At 72.9% G+C, this 20,225-nt stretch carries 23 protein-coding genes and 1 pseudogene; 10 read left to right on the top strand and 14 right to left on the bottom strand.

Annotated elements, in window-relative coordinates; genetic code table 11:
• Positions 1–115: 115 nt before the first annotated feature.
• The 4 genes from ACIQFZ_RS36375 to ACIQFZ_RS36390 form a co-directional block, all read right to left on the bottom strand.
• Positions 116–613 (bottom strand): DUF6328 family protein, encoded by a 498-nt coding sequence (locus ACIQFZ_RS36375; RefSeq protein ID WP_402693227.1) that lies wholly within the window; start codon positions 611–613, stop codon positions 116–118.
• Between the two features lie 96 nt (positions 614–709).
• Entirely contained in the window at positions 710–1,693 is a 984-nt protein-coding gene (locus tag ACIQFZ_RS36380) for an aldo/keto reductase (RefSeq protein WP_402693228.1), read from the bottom strand.
• A gap of 117 nt (positions 1,694–1,810) precedes the next feature.
• On the bottom strand, positions 1,811–2,503 hold the full coding sequence (locus ACIQFZ_RS36385; RefSeq protein WP_365775870.1) for a ribonuclease H: 693 nt from the start codon (positions 2,501–2,503) through the stop codon (positions 1,811–1,813).
• 43 nt (positions 2,504–2,546) lie between these two features.
• Entirely contained in the window at positions 2,547–3,344 is a 798-nt protein-coding gene (locus ACIQFZ_RS36390; RefSeq protein WP_402693229.1) for a VOC family protein, read from the bottom strand.
• A gap of 175 nt (positions 3,345–3,519) precedes the next feature.
• Here ACIQFZ_RS36390 and ACIQFZ_RS36395 point away from each other — a divergent pair, with 175 nt between their 5' ends.
• A complete protein-coding gene (locus ACIQFZ_RS36395) occupies positions 3,520–4,527 on the top strand; it encodes a zinc-binding alcohol dehydrogenase family protein (protein WP_376653013.1) in 1,008 nt (335 codons plus the stop codon).
• 91 nt (positions 4,528–4,618) lie between these two features.
• Here the strand turns inward: ACIQFZ_RS36395 and ACIQFZ_RS36400 are convergent, their stop codons facing one another.
• Positions 4,619–5,101 carry a VOC family protein gene (locus ACIQFZ_RS36400; protein WP_365426036.1) on the bottom strand — a complete coding sequence of 161 codons (483 nt, stop codon included), beginning with the start codon at positions 5,099–5,101 and terminating at the stop codon, positions 4,619–4,621.
• A 121-nt stretch (positions 5,102–5,222) separates the two neighbouring features.
• On the opposite strand from ACIQFZ_RS36400, the gene ACIQFZ_RS36405 reads away from it, so the two are divergent.
• From ACIQFZ_RS36405 to ACIQFZ_RS36415, 3 genes are all read left to right on the top strand, one after another.
• The gene (locus ACIQFZ_RS36405) at positions 5,223–6,425 is read left to right on the top strand and encodes an epoxide hydrolase family protein (RefSeq protein ID WP_365426038.1); all 1,203 of its coding nucleotides are present in this window, start codon (positions 5,223–5,225) and stop codon (positions 6,423–6,425) included.
• A 111-nt stretch (positions 6,426–6,536) separates the two neighbouring features.
• Positions 6,537–7,193, top strand: coding sequence for an ATP-dependent Clp protease proteolytic subunit (locus ACIQFZ_RS36410; protein ID WP_365426040.1), 657 nt, complete (start codon positions 6,537–6,539; stop codon positions 7,191–7,193).
• Position 7,194: 1 nt separating this feature from the next.
• Entirely contained in the window at positions 7,195–7,797 is a 603-nt protein-coding gene (locus ACIQFZ_RS36415; protein WP_365426042.1) for an ATP-dependent Clp protease proteolytic subunit, read from the top strand.
• Positions 7,798–7,864: 67 nt separating this feature from the next.
• Here ACIQFZ_RS36415 and ACIQFZ_RS36420 read toward each other — a convergent pair whose 3' ends face one another.
• The gene (locus tag ACIQFZ_RS36420; protein ID WP_361410721.1) at positions 7,865–8,293 is read right to left on the bottom strand and encodes a helix-turn-helix transcriptional regulator; all 429 of its coding nucleotides are present in this window, start codon (positions 8,291–8,293) and stop codon (positions 7,865–7,867) included.
• A 347-nt stretch (positions 8,294–8,640) separates the two neighbouring features.
• Between ACIQFZ_RS36420 and ACIQFZ_RS36425 the strand changes: the two genes are divergently transcribed.
• On the top strand, positions 8,641–9,525 hold the full coding sequence (locus ACIQFZ_RS36425; RefSeq protein WP_365775871.1) for an RNA polymerase sigma factor SigF: 885 nt from the start codon (positions 8,641–8,643) through the stop codon (positions 9,523–9,525).
• A 72-nt stretch (positions 9,526–9,597) separates the two neighbouring features.
• Here the strand turns inward: ACIQFZ_RS36425 and ACIQFZ_RS36430 are convergent, their stop codons facing one another.
• On the bottom strand, positions 9,598–10,053 hold the full coding sequence (locus ACIQFZ_RS36430; protein ID WP_365426046.1) for an ATP-binding protein: 456 nt from the start codon (positions 10,051–10,053) through the stop codon (positions 9,598–9,600).
• Positions 10,054–10,287: 234 nt separating this feature from the next.
• On the opposite strand from ACIQFZ_RS36430, the gene ACIQFZ_RS36435 reads away from it, so the two are divergent.
• Positions 10,288–11,469 (top strand): streptophobe family protein, encoded by a 1,182-nt coding sequence (locus ACIQFZ_RS36435; protein WP_402693241.1) that lies wholly within the window; start codon positions 10,288–10,290, stop codon positions 11,467–11,469.
• Here ACIQFZ_RS36435 and ACIQFZ_RS36440 read toward each other — a convergent pair.
• Complete coding sequence (locus tag ACIQFZ_RS36440) at positions 11,453–11,863, bottom strand: hypothetical protein (RefSeq protein ID WP_361410730.1); 411 nt, start codon at positions 11,861–11,863, stop codon at positions 11,453–11,455. The two genes, ACIQFZ_RS36435 and ACIQFZ_RS36440, sit on opposite strands and share 17 nt — an antisense overlap.
• Before the next feature lie 312 nt (positions 11,864–12,175).
• Between ACIQFZ_RS36440 and ACIQFZ_RS36445 the strand changes: the two are divergent.
• Positions 12,176–12,589 (top strand): annotated as a pseudogene (locus ACIQFZ_RS36445) (nuclear transport factor 2 family protein).
• A gap of 102 nt (positions 12,590–12,691) precedes the next feature.
• Here the strand turns inward: ACIQFZ_RS36445 and mgrA are convergent.
• Positions 12,692–13,684 carry an L-glyceraldehyde 3-phosphate reductase gene (gene mgrA, locus ACIQFZ_RS36450; protein ID WP_383060447.1) on the bottom strand — a complete coding sequence of 331 codons (993 nt, stop codon included), beginning with the start codon at positions 13,682–13,684 and terminating at the stop codon, positions 12,692–12,694.
• 129 nt (positions 13,685–13,813) lie between these two features.
• Here mgrA and ACIQFZ_RS36455 point away from each other — a divergent pair, with 129 nt between their 5' ends.
• Positions 13,814–14,707 (top strand): LysR substrate-binding domain-containing protein, encoded by an 894-nt coding sequence (locus ACIQFZ_RS36455; RefSeq protein ID WP_383060448.1) that lies wholly within the window; start codon positions 13,814–13,816, stop codon positions 14,705–14,707.
• Positions 14,708–14,759: 52 nt separating this feature from the next.
• Positions 14,760–15,275: a DinB family protein gene (locus ACIQFZ_RS36460; RefSeq protein WP_383060450.1), complete on the top strand. Its 516-nt coding sequence runs from the start codon at positions 14,760–14,762 to the stop codon at positions 15,273–15,275.
• Here ACIQFZ_RS36460 and ACIQFZ_RS36465 read toward each other — a convergent pair.
• The 4 genes from ACIQFZ_RS36465 to ACIQFZ_RS36480 form a co-directional block, all read right to left on the bottom strand.
• Complete coding sequence (locus ACIQFZ_RS36465) at positions 15,257–16,327, bottom strand: adenosine deaminase (protein WP_365775872.1); 1,071 nt, start codon at positions 16,325–16,327, stop codon at positions 15,257–15,259. The genes ACIQFZ_RS36460 and ACIQFZ_RS36465 overlap by 19 nt on opposite strands.
• Positions 16,328–16,387: 60 nt before the next feature.
• The gene (locus ACIQFZ_RS36470) at positions 16,388–16,786 is read right to left on the bottom strand and encodes a VOC family protein (RefSeq protein WP_365775873.1); all 399 of its coding nucleotides are present in this window, start codon (positions 16,784–16,786) and stop codon (positions 16,388–16,390) included.
• A gap of 89 nt (positions 16,787–16,875) precedes the next feature.
• Positions 16,876–17,811 (bottom strand): M48 family metalloprotease, encoded by a 936-nt coding sequence (locus ACIQFZ_RS36475; protein ID WP_365421973.1) that lies wholly within the window; start codon positions 17,809–17,811, stop codon positions 16,876–16,878.
• Positions 17,808–18,182: a BlaI/MecI/CopY family transcriptional regulator gene (locus tag ACIQFZ_RS36480; RefSeq protein WP_361410751.1), complete on the bottom strand. Its 375-nt coding sequence runs from the start codon at positions 18,180–18,182 to the stop codon at positions 17,808–17,810. Before ACIQFZ_RS36480 ends, ACIQFZ_RS36475 begins: the two co-directional genes overlap by 4 nt.
• A 329-nt stretch (positions 18,183–18,511) precedes the next feature.
• Between ACIQFZ_RS36480 and ACIQFZ_RS36485 the strand changes: the two genes are divergently transcribed.
• A complete protein-coding gene (locus ACIQFZ_RS36485; protein ID WP_402693230.1) occupies positions 18,512–19,219 on the top strand; it encodes a dienelactone hydrolase family protein in 708 nt (235 codons plus the stop codon).
• A 46-nt stretch (positions 19,220–19,265) separates the two neighbouring features.
• Here ACIQFZ_RS36485 and ACIQFZ_RS36490 read toward each other — a convergent pair whose 3' ends face one another.
• Positions 19,266–20,174: an aldo/keto reductase gene (locus ACIQFZ_RS36490; protein ID WP_365421968.1), complete on the bottom strand. Its 909-nt coding sequence runs from the start codon at positions 20,172–20,174 to the stop codon at positions 19,266–19,268.
• Positions 20,175–20,225: the final 51 nt, after the last annotated feature.

Genomic DNA, 20,225 nt, shown 5'->3' on the forward strand with positions numbered 1-20,225 from the left:
AGGTTCACCGGCTCGCGACGCCCGGCACGGCTCCCCCAAGCTCTTCGAGCAGGGGGGACCCCCAGCCGCGTTGTCGCATCACCCGAGTACATCCACAGCACTCGGTGCCGCCGCCTCACCGAGTGGTGTGGCGGCGCAGGGTCCACAGGGGCAGCGCGAACCAGCACAGCAGGTACCAGGCCACCACCGCGGCGACCAGCCAGGACACGAACCCCCCGTGCGTCGCCACCCTGAGGATCAGCAGCAGGGAGCAGGTCATGGTGGCAAGCAGCAGGAGGAGGCCGACGAAGGTCAGCCGCGAGGCCCAGGCCACGGCCTGGGGCTTGATCCGGCGCCCGGCGACCAGACGGTGCAGGGACACCGGGCCGGTGAGCGCGCCGGTCGTCGCGGCGCCGAGGACGACGGTGACGACGTAGATCACCTGGTCGGTGTGGCTCAGGTGGTCGTACTTCGGCTGGAACACGACGGTGAGCAGGAAGCCGAAGAGGATCTGCACACCCGTCTGGGCCACCCGCACCTCCTGGATGAGCTCCACCCATCTGCGGTCCGCCCGCTCCTCCTCGGTCTCGTGGCGCCCCCGGCGCCCCGCGTCACCGTCTCCCGTCACCGCCATCCCGCCTCCCGGCTTCCGGCCCCCCGGGGCCGGCCCGCCTCCCGGCCCGGCCCCTGTGTCGTGCGGGTTCCCCAGCGAGCGGTTCCCGACCCGCTGCTACCAGCGGGCCTCCACCTGGTCCTTGATCCGGCGCTCATAGAGGTCCCGGATCGCCGCGAGGGTCTCCTCGCCCAGCGGGGGCAGCTTCCCGGCGGCGGCGTTCGCGCGTGCCTGCTCCGGTGAGCGGGCGCCCGGGATGACCGTGGTGACGCCGGGCTGCTGGATGATCCAGCGCAGCGCGAGCTGGGCCGGGGTCCAGCCCTCGGGGGCGAGCGCGGCGAACTCGGCCGCGGCCTCCACGCCCGTGGCGAAGTCGACGCCGGAGAAGGTCTCGCCCTGGTCGAAAGCCTCGCCGTGCCGGTTGAAGGTGCGGTGGTCGTCGGCGGCGAAGACGGTGCCCTTGGTGTACTTGCCCGACAGCAGCCCGGAGGCGAGCGGCACCCTGGCGATGATGCCGACGCCCGCCTCCCGCGCCGCGGGCAGCACCTCGCGCAGCGGCTTCATGCGGAACGGGTTGAGGATGATCTGCACGCTGGCCACGTTCGGCCGGGCGATCGCCGTCAGCGCCTCGGCGCAGGTCTCCACGCTGACACCGTAGGCGGCGATCCGCTCCTCCTCCACCAGGGTGTCCAGCGCGTCGAACACCGCGTCGCTGGAGTACACGGGGGTGGGCGGGCAGTGCAACTGCACCAGGTCGATGCGGTCGACGCCCAGGTTGCGTCGCGAACGGTCGTTCCAGGCGCGGAAGTTGTCCAGGACGTAGTTCTCCGGGATCTGGTCGACGCGCCGGCCCATCTTGGTGGCGACCAGCACGTGGTGGTCCGGCCGGCCGGCGAGGAAGCTGGCGATGGCCGACTCGCTGCGCCCGTCGCCGTAGACGTCGGCCGTGTCGAAGAAGGTCACCCCCGACTCGGCGGCCGCCTCCAGGACAAAGAGGGCTTCCTTCTCGTCCACGTCGCCCCAGTCGGCGCCCAGTTGCCAGGTGCCGAGCCCGACGACCGACGCGTGCTGGTGCGACCTGCCGAATTCACGTTCGTCCATGGCGACAGTCTGTCATCAGCGGTCCGCCCGCGCGGGCCGGGCCGCTCCGGGTGCTCACCCGGGCAGAAGCGCCGGCGGCGACCGCGGGGGTCGGCGCCCCGTGCGCGCCGACCGGGGCTATCCGGCGGCCGCCGTGCGGCACTCCGGGTGGCCCCAGCCCTGGTCGTTGCGGGCGATGGACTCGCCGGCCGCGTAGGAGCGGCCGCACACGCAGCGGCCGGCGAACTTCGCCTTGATCGTGCGGGACGAGGCGTCGCCGGCGCGCGGCCGTGCCGTCTTGGTCCCGTTCGCGCGGCGGCGCGGTGCGGCGGACGCGGGGGCGGCGGGCGGCGGCTCCGGCGAGCCGAGGGCGCTGCCCGCGGACTGCTGCACGCTCGCCGCCTGGCTGGCCGCCCGGTCGGCGAAGTCGTTCAGCGGGTCGCCGTCGACCTGGTGGGCGGGCACGTAGCGGAAGTCGACCGAGCGGCCCTGGAGCAGTTCGTCGATCCGCACGACCAGTTCCTGGTTGGCGACCGGCTTGCCCGCGGCCGTCTTCCAGCCGTTGCGCTTCCAGCCGGGCAGCCAGGTGGTCACGGCCTTCATCGCGTACTGCGAGTCCATCCGCACCTCGAGTGGCACGTCCGCGTCGATCGCCGTCAACAGCCGCTCCAGCGCGGTGAGTTCGGCGACGTTGTTGGTGGCGGTGCCGAGCGCTCCCGCCTCCCAGCGGGCGGGGGTCTCGGCGTCGTCCGAGACGACCCACGCCCAGCCCGCCGGACCCGGATTTCCCTTCGACGCCCCGTCGCAGGCGGCCACCACACGTTCACGCATGGGCCCGATCATGCCACGCCGGCCGGGCCCTTCGGACCGCCGCCTAGGACACGTCCGCGGCCTGCGGCTTCTCCCCTTGCGTCGTGGTGATGTCGATCACCGAGAAGTTCGCACCCTGCGGATCGGTGAGCGCCGCGAACCGGCCGAAGGGGCTGTCGTGCGGACCGAACCGCAGCACACCGCCCCGGCTGGTCGCGGCGGCGACGGCGTCGTCGCAGTTCGCGACGGTGAAGTAGACGTTGATGTACGACGGCACCTCAGGCGGGAAGTCGTCCGTCATCGTCATCCGGCCGAGGACCGTCTCGCCGCCCACGTCGAACAGGCGGAAGTCGATCGCCTCGTCCTGGAGCTGCTTGGCGGTGTAGCCGAAGACGGCGGAGAGGAAGGTGTCGGCCTTCGCTGGCTCGCGGGTGAAGACCTCCGCCCAGCAGTAGGCGCCGGGCACCGCGGTCGCCTCGAAGCCCTCGTGGGTGCCGCCCTGCCACACGCCGAACACGGCGCCGCTGGGCTCCCGGGCCAGGCACATCGTGCCGAAGTCGCCGACCTGCATGGGCTCCATCAGCACCTCGCCGCCCTTGTCGCGGATCCTGCGGGCGGTGGCGGCGGCGTCCGGCGAGGCGAAGTACAGGCACCACTGCGACTGCCCCTCCGGCCCGGGCATGGGCGGTACGACGGCGGCCACCGCCTTGCCGTCCGCGTAGGCCTGGGTGTAGTTGCCGTACTCCGACGAGGACTCGCCGAAAGTCCAGCCGAGGACGTCGGCGTAGAAGCTCTTGGCCCCCTCGAGGTCGCTGAACATCGCATCGGCCCAGCAGGGGGTTCCCTCGGGTCGTACCGCCATGGCCGTCGCCCTCTCCCGTTCGGTGATGTGTTCCCGTCCTCACGCTAGTGACTGCCGGGTCCGGTCGCGCGCTGAGCGGGCCCGCCTGTTCCACACTGGGACGGACAGAGGTGTACCGGACACGGGTGGACCGGGCGGCCTTCGGCGGACGGGGCGCGAGATGGCGGACGGCACGATGCGGGCGTGGACGGTGACCGGGCCCCGGCCGGTGGAGGAGGGCCCGCTGCGGCTGGCGGAGAAGCCGATTCCCGTGCCGGGGGACGACGAGCTGCTGGTGCGCGTGCGCGCGTGCGGGGTGTGCCGCACCGATCTGCACGTGACCGAGGGCGATCTGCCGGTGCACAGGCCCGGGGTCACACCCGGCCACGAGGTCGTGGGCGTGGTCGCGGGTCAGGGCCGGGCGGTGAACGGCTTCGCGCCCGGCGACCGGGTGGGCGTGGCCTGGCTGCGCCGCACCGACGGCACCTGCGCGTACTGTCTGCGCGGCGCGGAGAACCTGTGCCCGGCCTCCCGGTACACCGGCTGGGACGCCGACGGCGGCTACGCCGAGTACACGACCGTCCCGGCCGCCTTCGCCTACCGGCTGCCCGGCGAGGTCGACGACGTCGCGCTCGCGCCGCTGCTGTGCGCGGGCATCATCGGCTACCGGGCACTGCGCCGGGCCGCGCTGCCGCCCGGCGGGCGCCTCGGCCTGTACGGGTTCGGCGGCAGCGCCCACCTGTGCGCGCAGGTGGCACTCGCGGAGGGCGCGAGGGTGCACGTCATGACCCGCGGGGCGACCGCGCGGCGGCTCGCGCTGGAGCTGGGCGCGGCCTCGGCCCAGGACGCGTACGCGGTGCCCCCCGAGCCGCTGGACAGCGCGATCCTGTTCGCCCCCGTGGGCGATCTGGTGCCCGTGGCGCTGCGGGCCCTCGACCGCGGCGGCGTCCTGTCGGTGGCCGGCATCCACCTGAGCGACACACCGCCGCTGCGCTACGAGAGCGAGCTCTTCTACGAGAAGGAACTGCGCAGCGTCACCTCGAACACGCGCGAGGACGGCCGGGACTTCCTCGCCCTGGCCGCCCGGCACGGGGTGCGCGCCACCACGCACACCTATCCGCTCTCCCGGGCCCCGCAGGCGCTGGAGGACCTCAAGGCCGGCCGGTTCGACGGGGCCGCGGTGCTGGTGAACGACCTGTCCTGACCGGGGGCCCGCACCTCGCGCCAGGCCCGTGCACGCAAGGGTGGGGCCGGTCCACTCCCCCGGATGGGTGGACCGGCCCCGCCGCCCGCCGTCACTCGCCCGCGTAGGCCCTTTCCAGGGCGGCGATGTCGAGCTTGCGCATGGCGAGCATCGCCCGCGTGGTGCGGGCCGCTTTCTCGGCGTCGGGGTCGCCGATCATGTCGATGAGCTTGGCCGGGACCACCTGCCAGGAGACGCCGTACTTGTCCTTGAGCCAGCCGCAGGGGCCGGGCTCGCCGCCGTTCTCGGTCAGCTTGGTCCAGTAGTGGTCGATCTCCTCCTGGCTCTCGCAGTAGATCTGGAAGGAGATCGACTCGTTGAACGTGAACTGGGGACCGCCGTTCAGCGCCACGAACCTCTGGCCGTTGGCCACGAAGTCGACCGCGATCACCGATCCGGCCGGGCCGGGCCCGGCCTCCGTGTAGCGGCCGATCCGCCCGATGGTGGAGTTCTTGAAGATCGAGACGTAGTAGTGGGCGGCTTCTTCGGCCTGGCCGTCGAACCAGAGACAGGTGGTGAATCCTTCGGTGGCCACGGGTTCCTCCTGGAGTGTGCGACGCGGTCATGTGTATCGACCGGCCCGCGCCGCGAAACTCATCGGCGGATCCGGAGAAAATCCGCGGGTGCTTCGGCGGCCCCGAACTAGCATCGCGGGCATGACGACGTCACCGACCGCCGACGGCATCCGGCCCTTCCGGCTCAGCGTCCCGCAGAGCGATCTGGACGACCTCCACGACCGCCTCGACCGCACCCGCTGGCCGGACGAGCTTCCGGGCGCGGGCTGGGACTACGGCGTTCCCGTCGGCTACCTGCGCGAGCTCGTACGGTACTGGCGGCACGACTACGACTGGCGGGCGGCCGAGGCGCTGCTGAACCGGTGGCCGCAGTTCACGACCACGATCGACGGGGCGAACGTGCACTTCGCCCACATCCGCTCCCCGGAGCCGGACGCCACCGCGCTGGTCGTCACGCACGGCTGGCCGGGCTCGATCGTCGAGTTCCTCGACATCGTGGGCCCGCTCACCGACCCGGCCGCCCACGGCGGCGACCCGGCCGACGCCTTCCACGTCGTGCTGCCGACCATTCCGGGCTTCGGGCTGTCCGGGCCCACCACCGAGCGGGGCTGGGAGGCGGGACGGGTCGCCGACGCATGGGCCGAGCTGATGCGGCGGCTCGGCTACGAGCGGTTCGGCGCGCAGGGCGGCGACTGGGGCGCGGCGATCTCCCGCGAGCTGGGCCGCGCCCACCCCGGCCGGGTGATCGGCGTCCACCTGAATCTGCTGCCGGGCGCGCAGCAGTCCACCGAGCCGACCGGGGAGGAGCTGGCCGGGCTCGGCTCGGAGGAGCGGGAGCGGACGCTCGCGTCGTGGCGGCGCTGGGACGCCTGGCAGCGGGAGGGCACGGGCTACGCGGTGCTGCAAGCGACCCGCCCGCAGACCCTGGCGTACGCGCTCACCGACTCGCCGGTCGGCCAACTCGCCTGGATCGTCGAGAAGTTCCGCGAGTGGACGGACTCCGACAAGCTGCCCGAGGAGGCCGTCGACCGGGACCGGCTGCTCACCGACGTGATGCTGTACTGGCTGACCGGGACGGCCGGTTCGTCCGCGCGGATCTACTACGAGCGAGCGCACGCCTCCGGCCGGGCCGCCGCGCCCGCCGAGCCGTCGACCGCGCCGACCGCGGTCGCCCTCTTCCCCGCCGAGTTGCAGGTCCCGCTGCGGCACAGGGCGGAGCGCACCGAGAACATCGTGCGGTGGACGCGGTTCGACCGAGGCGGGCACTTCGCGGCGATGGAGGAGCCGGACCTGCTGGTCGCGGATGTGCGGGCGTTCTTCCGGCAGTTGCGCGAGAAGGGCTGACCGGGACGCTCTGCCGGTGGCGAATCTGCCACCGGCAGAGAAACCGTACGCGGCGGTGGCTCCGGGCCGACAGTGGGGTCGACGGCATCCGTGCCACGACAAGGAGACCCGATGACCCCACCGACCGCACTGCTCTCACCCGGCGCGCTCGCGCCGCGCGCCGAGGAGCACGACACCCCGCCCAGCCGGTTCGACGACGACCTCGCGGCCGGACTGCTCGCCCAGCGGATCGTGTTCCTGGGCACCCAGGTCGACGAGGTGTCGGCCAACCGGGTGTGCGCCCAACTGCTGCTGTTGTCGGCCGAGGACCCGCGCACCGACATCGCCCTGTACATCAACAGCCCCGGCGGATCCGTCACCGCGGGGCTGGCCGTCTACGACACGATGCGGCTCATCCCGAACGACGTGTCGACACTGGCGATGGGATTCGCCGCCAGCATGGGCCAGTTCCTGCTCGCGGTGGGGGCGCACGGCAAGCGGTTCGCGCTGCCGAACGCGCGGATCATGATGCACCAGCCGTCGGCGGGCATCGGCGGCACCACCGCGGACATCGAGATCCAGGCGGAGAACCTGGAGCACACCAAGCGGACCATCGAGCGGATCACCGCCGAGCACACCGGGCAGAGCGAGGAGACGATCTCGCGAGACGGCGACCGGGACCGCTGGTTCACCGCCGAACAGGCCATGGAGTACGGGATGGTGGACCGGGTGGTGGAGTCGCTCGCCGACATCCGCCCGGCCCACTCGCGCGGGCGGATGGGGTTGTGACATGGGGTCGTACACGGTTCCGTACGTGGTCGAGCGGACCGCGCAGGGTGAGCGGTCCTACGACGTGTTCAGCCGGCTGCTGAACGAACGCATCGTCTTCCTCGGCACCGAGATCGACGACGGCGTCGCGGGCGTGGTCATCGCCCAACTGCTCCACCTGGAGTCGGCGGCTCCGGACCAGGAGATCGCGATCTACCTCAACTCGCCCGGTGGATCGTTCACTTCGCTGATGGCCATCTACGACACGATGACGTTCGTGCAGGCGCCGATCTCCACGTTCTGCGTGGGGCAGGCGGCCTCGACGGCGGCGGTGCTGCTGGCGGGCGGCGACCCGGGGCGGCGGTTCGTGCTGGAGCACGCCCGGGTGCTGCTGGGGCAGCCGGCCACCGGCGGCCGGCAGGGCACGGTCTCCGATCTGGCGGTCCAGGCCAGGGAGATGAGCCGGATCCGCTCCCAGGTCGAGGAGGTGCTGTCCCGGCACACCGGCCACGACGCGGCGACGCTGCGCGCGGACATGGACCGCGACAAGGTGTTCACCGCCGAGGAGGCGGTGGCGTACGGGCTGGCGGACGAGGTGCTGAGCCGGCGCCTCGCGCGGGTCTGACCCGCGCGGGCCGGCGCCTCCCGCGGGTCCGGCTCGCGGCTCCGAGGCACCGGCCCGGGTGCGGCCGTCAGGCGGCCAGGCAGAGTCCGTCGTAACGGGGGACGGACGGGCCGCGGCCGCGCACGGCGCCGCTTCGTGCGGTCCGCGCCAGCTCGTCCTGGGCGAGTGAGAGCAGGTCACCGAGGCCGAAGCCGAGCGCCTGCGCCGCGGCCGCGAGGACCTCCGAGGAGGCCTCCTTGCGGCCGCGCTCGATCTCCGACAGATACGGCATCGAGATCCGCGCCGCGTCCGCGACGTCCTTGAGCGTGCGCTCCTGCGCCCGCCGCTCGCGGCGCAGGACGTCGCCGACGAGATCGCGCCAGAGGGGTTCCCTGGGCGCCGCCGCCGGGGTGCGGCCCTGCGCGGGGCGTTCGGGTGCCGGACGGGACGGCCCCGGGCGCGCGGCCGGCGGGCGCAAGGGGATGACGCGGGCTTGGTTCGGCGCTCGTTCGCTCATCCCCTCAGCCTAGGAGTCCCGAACGCGGGCGGAAGGGAGGGCGGTTGCGCCCTGGGTGAATTCGCGGCCCGGCCTCCCCCTCATCCCCCTTCATCCCCGTCTCGTACCGGCGAATTCGCGCCGCCCGGCACACGAAGGGCATGTGCCGGGTCACTCCGGGTATCCGCAGCTCCAACAGCCCGGCAGGCAGGGAGCGGAGCACGACCCCCCCGAGGCCGGCGGCGCGCATACATTCCGGCGGGCCGGGTACCCGGGGGTCGCGCAACCGCTCGGTGCCACCGGCGCCGGAACAGACGTACGCAGGCCGACGAGGCAGAGGGCGAACCGTGACTTACGTGGGAGAGGCGATGGACACCACCGTGATCCGGTCCGGGGCAGCGGTCGAGGAGACCCGGGAGGCCGTGACGGGTGGCGAGCCGCTGCCGGGGGTGGAGAACCCACGGTCGGTCGCTCCGCGTGACGCGCGCGAACTGTCCCGCCATTTCTTCCGGCGCCTGACCGAACTCGACGAGGGCACGCACGAGTACCAGTACGCCCGCAACACGCTCATCGAGATGAACATGTCGCTGGTGCGGTTCGCGGCCGGCCGGTTCCGCAACCGCGGCGACGACATGGAGGACATCGTCCAGACCGGGATGATAGGCCTGATCAAGGCCATCGACCGGTTCGAGCTGTCGCGCGAGGTGGAGTTCACCTCCTTCGCCCTGCCCTACATCGTCGGCGAGATCAAGCGGTTCTTCCGCGACACCACGTGGGCGGTGCACGTGCCGCGGCGGCTTCAGGAGCTGCGGGTGGAACTGGCCCGGGCCCGCGAGGAACTGTCCAGCCGCCTGGACCGGGACCCGACGGTCGCCGAGCTCGCCACGCTCATGAACATCTCCGAGGACCAGGTCGTCGAGGCCCAGATCGCCTCCAACGGCTACAACTCCGCGTCGCTGGACGCCGCCCTCACCGGTGAAGGACCCGAGGACGGCGAGGCGGTGCTCGCCGACTTCATCGGCGTGGAGGAGGACGGGATCAGGCTGGTCGAGGACTTCCACGCCCTCGCGCCGCTGGTGGCCGGGCTCAGTGAACGCGACCGGGAGATCATCCATCTGCGGTTCGTGGAGGAGGCCACCCAGGCGGAGATCGGCGAACGGCTCGGCTGCTCGCAGATGCACGTCTCCCGGCTGATCAAGCGGATCATCACCCAGCTCCGCCAGGGCATGCTCGGCGAACTGGGCTGCGCCTAGTGCTGCGACCGGCGCGCCCGCGCCGGTCACGCGTCCGTCACTCCCCGGTCGCTCGCGCCCGTCGCGCGCCGGTCACTCGCCGCCGAGCTCGACCAGCGCGCGGACCCGCTTGCCCACCGGGACGCGTTCCGCGCTCACTTCCAGTGCCAGCGCGTGCACGATCTCCAGGCCGTGCCGGCCCACGCGCCGCGGATCCCGGGGGAAGCGCCGGGGCAGTACGGCGCTGCTGTCGTACACGCACACGTTCACCGCGCTGTCCGTACCCTCCAGTTCCAGGATGTACGGCCCGTCGCTGTGCCGGTCGGCGTTGGTGACCAGTTCGCTGACCACCAGCATGAGCGCGTCGCCGCAGCGGCGGCCGATCTCGGCGCACCACTCGGTCCTGAGCTGCTCCAGGAATTGCGCGGCGAAGGAACGCGCCTCGGCGATGCAACCCGGTTCGCCGGTGTAGTGCGTCGCCCGCCGAAGCGGTTCCACGGGAACGTCGAAGCCAGTCGCTATCACTGCCCCGTCCAGATGGTCGGTCATGCGTGTCTCTCTCGGGAAGCCGGCCAGGCCGGACACTGCTGCACCTGTGCTGTTACCCCGAGCCGCGCCCGGCAGTCCCCGCCCGCCGGCGGACGCGGACGGACCTTCCGGCAGGCGCGGCGCCGGGGTCCTGCATAGCGTTGCGGTGTGAGCCCCGTGAGCACCCCGGTCCCGTCGGCGGCCCGCCACGGCTGGGCACAGGCCCTGGCCACGGTACTGGCCGCGGTGGTGGCCATGGGTGTGGTCGCCGCGCTCGGGCTGTGGGCGGCCGGTGCGGCGGGCCTCCCCGACAACGCCTTCCCCCGGGTGGTCGCCGCGACCCTGGTGACGGCGGTCGGCGGCAGCGTGGAGCTGTCGGGCGACGCGGGCGGCCTCGCCCGGACCCACGCGGGCATCACGGTGATGCCGCTGTCGGTCACGCTGACCGGCGCGCTCGTCGTCGCCGCGGGCTTTCTGCGGCCGCTGCGGCACCGTGCGGTGGCCGGGGCGCGGGAACTGGCCGGGTGGGCCGCCCGGATCGCCGTCCTGTGGCTGCTCGCGCTGATCGGTCTGGCACTGGGCGCCCGGCAGACCTTCGCCATCGACCTGGGCAACGGGGTGCTCGGCGTCGTCGGCGGCCTGTTCGGCGCCGCGCCGGAGGTCGGCTTCGCCGCGCAGGTGCCGCTGACCGTGGTCTTCGGGCTGCTGTGGCTGGCGGGCGTGCTGGTACTGGCCCTGCTGGTGGCACCCGGGGCGCCGTTGCCGACGCGGCTGCTGCGATGGCGGGAGTCGGTACGTCCGGCGGCGTACGCCATGGTGGCCCTGCTGCTCGCGTGCGTGGCCGTGGGACTGGTCGTCGCGCTGGTGACGGCGGCCACCCGCGGGCGCCCGGCGGAGCACTTCGCCGTGATCCTGCTCGGGCTGCCGAACGTGGTCTGGCCGGTGTTCACCATCGGCCTGGGAGCCACCTGGGACGGCCGGGTGGACGGCCCGTTCGGGCTGCCGATGCCGCGGCTGCTCGACGAGGTGCTGCGCACCCCGGACGTCTCCACGCTCAACCTGCGCACGCTCGCCGAGCACGACGGCCGGGTGTGGTGGCTGGTGGTCGTGGACGCGGTGCTGCTGCTGGGTGCCGCGTTCCTGATGGCGGCGCGTTCCCCGGCCGGGACGCCGGCCTCGCGGCACGCCCTGCGCATGGCCGTCGCCCTGGTGCTGACGGTCCTGACGATCTGTGCCGTGGGCCGTATCTCCGCGCACTACGGTCTGTCGCTCCTCGGCATCGGAGACGTGGGCGGCAACCTCTCCGGAGAGCTGCTGCTGCGTCCCCGGTTCTGGGGTGCGCTGGGCCTGGCCGCCCTGTGGGGTCTGGTCACGGGCTTCCTGGGTGCTCTGCCGGCGCACCGGTCACGTCACCGGGCGGTCAGGCCATCGGCATGACGAGCGCGGGCAGGGTCCGGTGCATGCGCAGGGCGTCCACCGACTCGGCGAGCAGTTCGTACTCCGTGGTCTCGTCGCTGGCGGCGATCCGTACCAGCCTTCCCTCGGTCAACTCGTCGGCCGCGATCCCCTGTTGAGCCACGTCGGCGCACCAGGCCCGCAGGATGCCGGGGACGTCGGGCACGGACTCCGGCACCGGGACCAGAGCGCCCGGCGGGACATGGGGGGTGTCAGGGCCGGGGTCGAGCCGCTCGGCGATCCAGGAGGCGCGGTCACGCAGCCACCACAGGGCCAGGGCCAGGGTGGGCGCCCGGTAGGTGCCGAGCGGTACGCCGATGCGGCGGCCGTCGCACACCCCGTACGCGGTGACATGGCACAGGAATTCGTCGTGCACTGCTCCTCCCCCGTAGCGTCGCCGCCCGGCCGGCCCCGCCTCGCCCTGCGTACGGCTTTTATGCGGTGAAGTGCCCCTGAATTCGAGTATGTTCACTACTGAACCACTGTCACCACGACTTTCCAGCCAGTCTCCTGGCATATTCATCACGCCAGGTGGCCGAAAGGGCGACAGTCCGTGACCGCGCGGGCATGACCCGCGCGGTAATCGACCCCGGCGGCACCAGCGCGGCAGGGTGGTTCCATCGGGTCGCCGATCACCGGGACCCGGGCTCCGACCAGCGTTTACGACCTCGATGGAGGCTGATTCAGCATGTCCGCGCAGACCGACCGGTACACGATCGCCGTCACCCGCTGCTTCGAGGCCTGGAACGCGCCGGACACCCAGGCCCGGACGAAGGCGGTGGCCGACGCCTGGACCCCGGACGGCAGCTACACCGACCCTCCCCCAAGCTCTTCGAGCAGGGGGGACCCCCAGCCGACGCCGGAGGCCACGCCGAGATCACCGCGGTCATCACCGCCGCCCGCGAGCAGTTCCCCGGGTTCGCCTTCCGGCTCACCGGGCCGTCGACGGGCACCACGACACGGCACGCTTCTCCTGGGAGCTGGTGAGCGAGGCTGGGGAGGCTCCGCGCCGGTCGCCGGGTCCGACGTGGTCACCCTGGACGCCGAGGGCAGGATCCGGACCGTACTCGGCTTCCTCGACCGGGTGCCCACCGGGGCATGAGGTGACCGGGTGCCCGCCCGGGGACGAGGGCCGGCCCCGGCGGAGCGTCCGCCGGGGCCGGTACGAGCGCGCGTCCGGCCCGTGTCGTGGGCCGGAGGCGTCCTACGACGCGACGAGCGCGTCGATGCGGGCCAGCTCCTCCGCGTCGAAGTCCAGGGACCGCGTCGCGGCGACGCTGTCCTCCAGCTGTCGCGGGCTGCTCGCGCCGACCAGGGCCGAGGTGACCCGTCCGCCGCGCAGCACCCAGGCCAGCGCCATCTGCGCCAGGGACTGCCCACGGGACTTGGCGATCTCGTCCAGCGCGCGCAGCCTGCCGACCAGTTCGCCGGTCACCGCGGCGGAGTCGAGGAAGGGGCTGTCGCTCGCCGCCCGGGAGTCCTCGGGGATGCCGTCGAGGTAACGGTCGGTGAGCAGGCCCTGCTCCAGCGGGGAGTAGGCGATGGAGCCGACCTGGAGCTCGTCCAGGGTGTCCAGGAGGCCCTCCTCCTCGGGGCGCCGGTCGAGCATCGAGTAGCGGGGCTGGTGGATCAGCAGCGGGGTGCCCAGTTCGCCCAGGATCCTGGCGGCCTCGCGAGTCTGCTCCGCGGAGTAGTTGGAGACGCCGACATAGAGCGCCTTGCCCTGCTGGACCGCCGAGTGCAGGGCACCCATGGTCTCCTCCAGCGGGGTGTCCGGGTCGGGGCGGTGCGAGTAGAAGATGTCGACGTACTCCAGGCCCATCCGCTTCAGGCTCTGGTCGAGCGAGGACAGCAGGTACTTGCGGGAGCCCCATTCGCCGTACGGGCCGGGCCACATCAGGTAGCCGGCCTTGGTGGAGATCACCAACTCGTCGCGGTACGGCACGAAGTCGGCGCGGAGCGCGTCGCCGAGGGCGGACTCGGCGGCGCCGGGCGGCGGGCCGTAGTTGTTGGCCAGGTCGAAGTGGGTGACGCCGAGGTCGAAGGCGCGGCGCAGGATGGCGCGCTGGGTGTCGACCGGGCGGTCCGGGCCGAAGTTGTGCCACAGGCCGAGCGACAGCGCGGGAAGCTTCAGGCCACTGCGTCCGGTGCGCCGGTAGGGCATGTCCGCGTAGCGGTCGGGGTGGGCGGTGAACAACGCGACTCCATCAGGGTTGGCACAGGGGTGAACGGTTCCGGCGGAACCGGTGTCCCCACTCTCGCGCGTCCCGTGGGCAGCGGTCCAACAGGAGAATCCGATGGGATTCAACGGTTACGCTGCTCAATCATGGAACTGCGTCATCTCCAGCACTTCGTCGCGGTCGCCGAGGACCGGCACTTCACCCGGGCGGCCGAGCGCCTGATGGTCTCCCAGTCGGGGCTCTCGGCGTCGATCCGGGCGCTGGAGCGGGAGTTGCAGACCTCCCTGTTCGTGCGCACCACACGACGGGTGACGCTCACGGAGGCCGGGCGCGCGCTGCTCGGCGAGGCGCAGCGGATCCTGGCGCAGGTGCGGGCGGCGCACGAGGCGGTGGCGGCGGTGCAGGGCGTGCTGCGCGGCACGCTCTCGCTGGGCACCGAGCAGTGCATCGCCGGGGTGCACGTGGCCGGGCTGCTCGCCGCGTTCCGGCGGCGGCATCCGGATGTGGAGATACGGCTGCGGCAGACGGGTTCGGGTGCGCTGGCGGAGGAGGTCGCGGCCGGCCGGCTCGACCTGGCGTTCGCCTACCGGACCCGCGCGGACACCGACCAGTTGCGCTCGGTGTCCCTGGCCGGCGAGCCGATGACGGTGCTGTGCCACCCGGGGCACCGGCTCGCGTCGGCCGAGGCCGTCCTGACGCCGCGGGACCTGGACGGCGAGGTCTTCGTCGACTTCCACCCGGACTGGGGGCCGCGCCGGACCACCGACGCGGCCTTCGCCGCCGCGGGGGTCCGGCGCACGGTGGCCCTGGAGGTCAACGACGTGCACAGCCTGCTCGACCTGGTCGACGAGAACCTGGGCATCGCCGTCGTCCCCCGCCACTTCCGGCACAAGCGGCCCTCGCTCACCGCGCTGCCACTCAAGGGCGCCGCGGAGACGGAGTACGAGACCGTCGCCCTGCTGCCGTCCGAACAGGCCACCAGTCCGGCGGCCCGCGCCCTGATCACCCTGCTCCGGCCGGAAGAGCCCGGAGCCGTCTGACGGAGTCCGGGTTCCGGACGCGGGACGGGGAGCGATACGCCAAGGTGGACGTATGCACGCGAAGGACATCCTCATCGAGGGCTACGGCCGCATCCGGGAAGAGGTCCATGCCGTCGTCGACGGCCTTCCGGCCGATTGGCTCAACGCCCGTCCCGCCGCCGACGCCAACTCCGTGGCCTGGCTCGTCTGGCACCTCACGCGCGTACAGGACGACCATGTCGCCGACGCCTTCGGCCTCGACCAGGTGTGGCTGGCGCGGGACTGGCAGAAGCGCTTCGGACTCCCCCTGAACCGCCACGACACCGGCTACGGGCACAGTCCGGCGAAGGTCGCGGAGGTGCAGGTCGACTCCGGTGAGCTGCTGACCGGCTACTACGACGCCGTGCACGAGCAGACCCTGACGGCCCTGCGCCAACTGACCGCCAAGGACCTGGAAAGCGTCGTCGACGAGGGCTGGGACCCCCCAGTCACGCTGGGCGTGCGCCTGGTCAGCGTCCTGTCCGACGATCTCCAGCACGCCGGACAGGCCGCCTACGTCAGGGGGCTGCTTCAGAGCGCGGACTCGTAGCCCGGCAGCACCACGTCGCGGATCAGGCTCACGCGCTCGTCGAAGGGGATGAAGGCGCTCTTGACGGCGTTGACCGTGACCGTGCGCAGGTCCTCGACCGTCCAGCCCGCCTGCTCGACCAGGAGGGACATCTCGCGGGTCATCGTGGTGCCGGACACCAGGCGGTTGTCGGTGTTGAGGGTGACCCGGAAGCCGAGGTCCTTCAGCTCGGTGATGGGGTGCTCGGCGATCGAGGTGGCGGCGCCGGTCTGGAGGTTGGAGGTCGGGCACATCTCCAGGGCGATCCGGCGGTCGCGCACCCAGCCGGCCAGCCGGCCCAGCTTGCCGTCGACGATGTCCTCGGTGATGCGCACGCCGTGCCCGATGCGCAGGGCGCCGCACACCTGGAGGGCCTGGTGGATGCTGGGCAGGCCGTGCGCCTCGCCGGCGTGGATGGTGAACGGCACGCTCTCGCTGCGCAGGTGTTCGAACGCGTCCAGGTGGTCGGCGGGCGGGAAGCCGTCCTCGGCGCCGGCGATGTCGAAGCCGAGGACACCGGCGTCGCGGTGGGCGACGGCCAGGTCGGCGATCTCGCGGGTGCGGTCGAACATCCGCATGCCGCACAGCAGCGTGCCGACCCGGACGGGCGTGCCCTGGGCCGCCGCCTTGACCATGCCCGCCGCGAGGCCCTCCTGGACGGTCTCCACGACCTCGCTGAGGGTCAGCCCGCCGTTGACCATCAGTTCGGGGGCGTAGCGGACCTCGCCGTAGACGACGCCGTCCTCGGCCAGGTCCAGGACGTACTCCTCGGCGGTGCGCAGCAGGCCCTCGCGGTTCTGCATCACGGCGAGGGTGTGCTCGAAGGTGGCTATGTAGCGGACCAGGTCGCCGGAGTTGGCCGCGTCGTAGTACCAGGCGGCGAGTTCGGCGGGGTCGGTGGTGGGCAGGGTGTGGCCGACCGCGTCCGCGAGTTCGACAACGGTGGCGGGGCGCAGGCCGCCGTCGAGGTGGTCGTGCAGCACGGCCTTGGGGAGCCGGCGGAGGGTGTCGGTGTCGATGCGGGGCGCGGTCATGGGGCGTTTCCTAGGGCAGTCGAGCGGTGGTGGTGTTCGGCGGTGGTGGCGTTCGGTGGGTCAGCCCGCGTCGGGCGCGGGCTGGAGCAGGTCCCAGCGGTTGCCGTACAGGTCCTCGAAGACGGCGACCGTGCCGTACGGCTCCCGGCGCGGCTCCTCCAGGAAGGTCACACCCGCCGCCCGCATCCGGGCGTGGTCGCGGGCGAAGTCGTCGGTGTGCAGGAAGAACCCGACGCGTCCGCCGGTCTGGTCGCCCACCCGGGCGCGCTGGGGCGCGGTCCGGGCGCGAGCCAGCAGCAGGGCGGTCCCGGCCCCGTCGCCCGGTTCGACGACGACCCAGCGGGAGCCGTCCGGGCGCGGGGCGTCCTCGGTGAGACGGAAGCCGAGCGCTCCGGTGTAGAAGCGGATCGCCTCGTCATAGTCGTCGACGACGAGGGTGATCAGGGCGATGCGTCTCATCGGGGCCTTTCGGAGCGGGCGATCGTCGTGTGACGTTATACGTAAAACGTCGTCGGCGCCAGTCATCCCGGGCACCGGTCGGCGGGGGGTCAGCGGGAGGTGTCGCCCTGGGCGACCTCGACCCGGTGGTGGAAGTCGATCATGCCCGTCGCCGAGGCGGCGAAGGAGACCGCGGCGCAGGCCATCAGCAGCGCGGCGATCCGGGTCGCGGCGCGGCGCGTGACGTGTGGGTCGGTCAGGAGGGCCTTGACACGGTGCGGGACCGGGCCGGAGGTGGCGGCGGGGGCGAACTCCGGGCGCACGGAGCGGGCCTCCTGGCCGGCCAGGGCGGCCCGCGCGATGGCGCGGGCGGTCAGGCGGCGGTCGCCGACGGCCGCGGCCGCGGCCTCGTCGGCGGCGCGCTCGGCCGCGAGGCGGATCGCCCCGCGGACGCGTCGCAGCGCGGGATGGCAGTGGGCGGCGAGCTCGGCGGCGGCCAGGAAGTAGTGGTGCCCGCCCCGGTTGTGGGCCCGCTCGTGGGCGAACAGCGCCTCGCGCTCGGCCGCGTCGAGGCTGCGGAGCATCGCGGTGGTGACGACGATGCGGTGCGGGCGACCGGGCAGCGCGTAGGCGTCCGGGTGCGGGGAGTCCACCACGCACAGGTCGCCGGCGGCGGGCCTGCGGCCGGCCTCCGTCCGCGCACTGCGGAAGGCGCGGAACTCCCTGAGCGCGGCGCGTCCGAGCGTCCACGCGCACACGGCGAGCGCTCCGACGGAGATCGCGGCCGTCGGGACGACCATCAGGTCGGATGCGGTGGGCAGCGGGTGGACGAGCTTGCCCAGCGCCGCGACGAGCGGCAGCTTGAGCAGGCCGGTGAGGACGAAGGCGCCGAGCGCGGCGAGGGAGCAGCCGGCGAGCACGACCGCGAAGAGGGTGATCATCCACAGCGCGGTGACGGGGGCGAGGCGGTCGAGCGCGCGCCGGGCCAGCGCCGGCGCGGCGAACGGCAGCAGCAGGGGCAGGAGCAGGAGCAGGGCTGGGGTCATCGCTCACCTGATTCGAGCAGGTCGCGCAGGACGCGCTCGTCGTCGGGGTTGAGCTGGGCGACGAAGCGGGCGAGGACCGTCTCGCGGTCGGTGTCGCGGTCGAGCTCGGAGTGCATGCGGCGGGCGGTCAGCCCATGCGCGTCCTGGACCGGGTAGTAGGCGTACCCCCGGCCCTGGCGGCGACGTTCGACCACGCCCTTGTCGTGCAGCCGGGTGAGGATGGTGGTGACCGTGGTGCGGGCCAGGCCGGCGCCGAGGCCCAGCTGGACCTGGCCGGGGGTCCGGGGCGCGCCGGCCGCCCACAGGACGGCCATGACGCTGGCTTCGAGCTCGCCGGCCGGCCTGCGTTCGTCCTTGTCGTCGTCGGTCATGGGTACTTCCTCACCCCGTCGTCGCCCACAGTCGTAGATCGTCTACATGATTGTAGTCAGTCTGGCGCCGTGATCCGCTCGCGGCCTCGCCGCCCGCCCATTATGGAAGGAGCCGCCGGGAATGACCGCGGGGATGCGCGCACCCGCGCCCCGATGCGCTCCGGCGGCCCGCCGCGCGACCGGACCGCCGGCAGTACCGTACGAAGGGGCGCGAACCGAACCGTGAACGGCGGGCGGAATCGGCACGGCGAACGCGGTAAGGATCCGTGGAGGCCTTCCGTCACCCCCGGCGGGGCGCCGATCCGCAACCCGGCAAGGAGTTGAGCGCCATGTCCGAGCGGCCCAGGCCCGCCGAGACGCCCGCCCGGCAGAACGTCACTTTCCCGAGCGCGGGAGCCACCGCGCACGGCTATCTCGCGCTGCCCCCGTCGGGCAGCGGTCCGGGCGTCCTCGTCATCCAGGAGTGGTGGGGGCTGACGGACCACATCGCCGACGTGGCCGACCGGCTCGCCGCCGAGGGCTTCGTCGCCCTGGCACCCGACCTGTACGGCGGCAGCGTGGCGCACAACGCCGACGAGGCCCTGCGGATGATGAAGGCCCTGCCGGTCTCCCGCGGTGTCGAACTGCTCTCCGGCGCCGTCGACCATCTGCTGTCCCTGCCCGACGTCACCTCCGGCACGGTCGGCGCGGTCGGCTTCTGCATGGGCGGCGGGTTCGTGCTGTACCTCGCGGCGGTCGAGCCGCGGGTGAGCGCGGCCGTGCCGTTCTACGGCGTCGTCCGCGGCGAGCTGCCCGACTTCTCCGGGCTGCGCGCCCAGCTCCTCGGCCACTACGGGGAGCAGGACCGGAGCATCTCGCCGGAGCAGGTCGAGGAGCTGGGCGAGACGATCCGGCGGCAGTCGGGCGTCACCGCGGACTTCCGCCTGTACCCGGCCGGCCACGCCTTCTTCAACGACCGACGCCCCAGCCACGAGCCCGGCTCGGCGGACCGCGCCTGGCAGAGCACCGTGGCGTTCCTGCACCGGCAGCTGGACTGACCGGGACCGGATGCCGCGGCCGGGACCGGCGGGCGCTCAAGGACGCTCAGTCGGTCCCGGCGTGCAGCGCGTCGAGACGGGCCATCTCCTCGTCGGTGAGGCGCAGTGCGCCCGCGGCCACGTTCTCCGCGAGGTGGTCGGGGTTGCCGGTGCCGGGGATGGCCAGTACGTGCGGGCCCTGCTGGAGGGTCCAGGCGATCCGGACCTGTGCGGATGTGGCGTCGTGGGCCTTCGCGACGGCCGCGACCTCCTCGTCGTGCGCACCGCCCGCCGCCCCCTGGGAGCCGCCCTCGCCGGCGATGGCGAAGAACGGCACGAAGGCGATGCCCTCCTCGCCGCAGACCCGCAGCAGTTCGTCGGTGCCGGGGTCGTGGAGATCGAGCCCGAAGCGGTTCTGGACGCACACCACCGGCGCGATGGCCCGGGCCTCTTCGAGGTGGCGGGGCTCCACGTCGGAGATGCCGAGGTGGCGGATCAGGCCCTCCTCGCGCAGTTCGGCGAGTGCGCCGAAGTGCTCGGCGATGGAGTCCTGCCCCATCCGGCGCAGGTTCACCACGTCCAGGTGGTCGCGGCCGAGCTGACGCAGGTTCTCCTCGACGTGGCCGCGCAGGTCGTCGGGGCGCGCGGAGGGGCCCCACTCCCCCGAGCAGTTCCGGAACGGACCGACCTTCGTGACGACGACCAGGCCGTCCGGGTACGGCGACAGGGCGCTGTTGATCAGCTCGTTGGCGGAGCGCCGGGCGGAGAAGTAGAAGGCCGCCGTGTCGATGTGGTTCACGCCGAGTTCGACCGCCCGGCGCAGGACGGCGATCGAGCGGGTCCTGTCGCTCGGTGTGCCGAGGTGGAAGGCGGCGCTGCCCGTCAGCCGCATCGCGCCGAGGCCGATGCGGTGGACGGGCAGGCCGCCGAGTTCCCAGGTGCCCGCGGCGTCCGCGGTGATCGTTTCGGAGCTCATCGGCGGAGTCTCGCACACCCGCGGGCCGCGGTCCCGTGCGCCGTACGGGCA

The organism is Streptomyces sp. NPDC093064, from assembly GCF_044754605.1.
GTDB lineage: Bacteria > Actinomycetota > Actinomycetes > Streptomycetales > Streptomycetaceae > Streptomyces.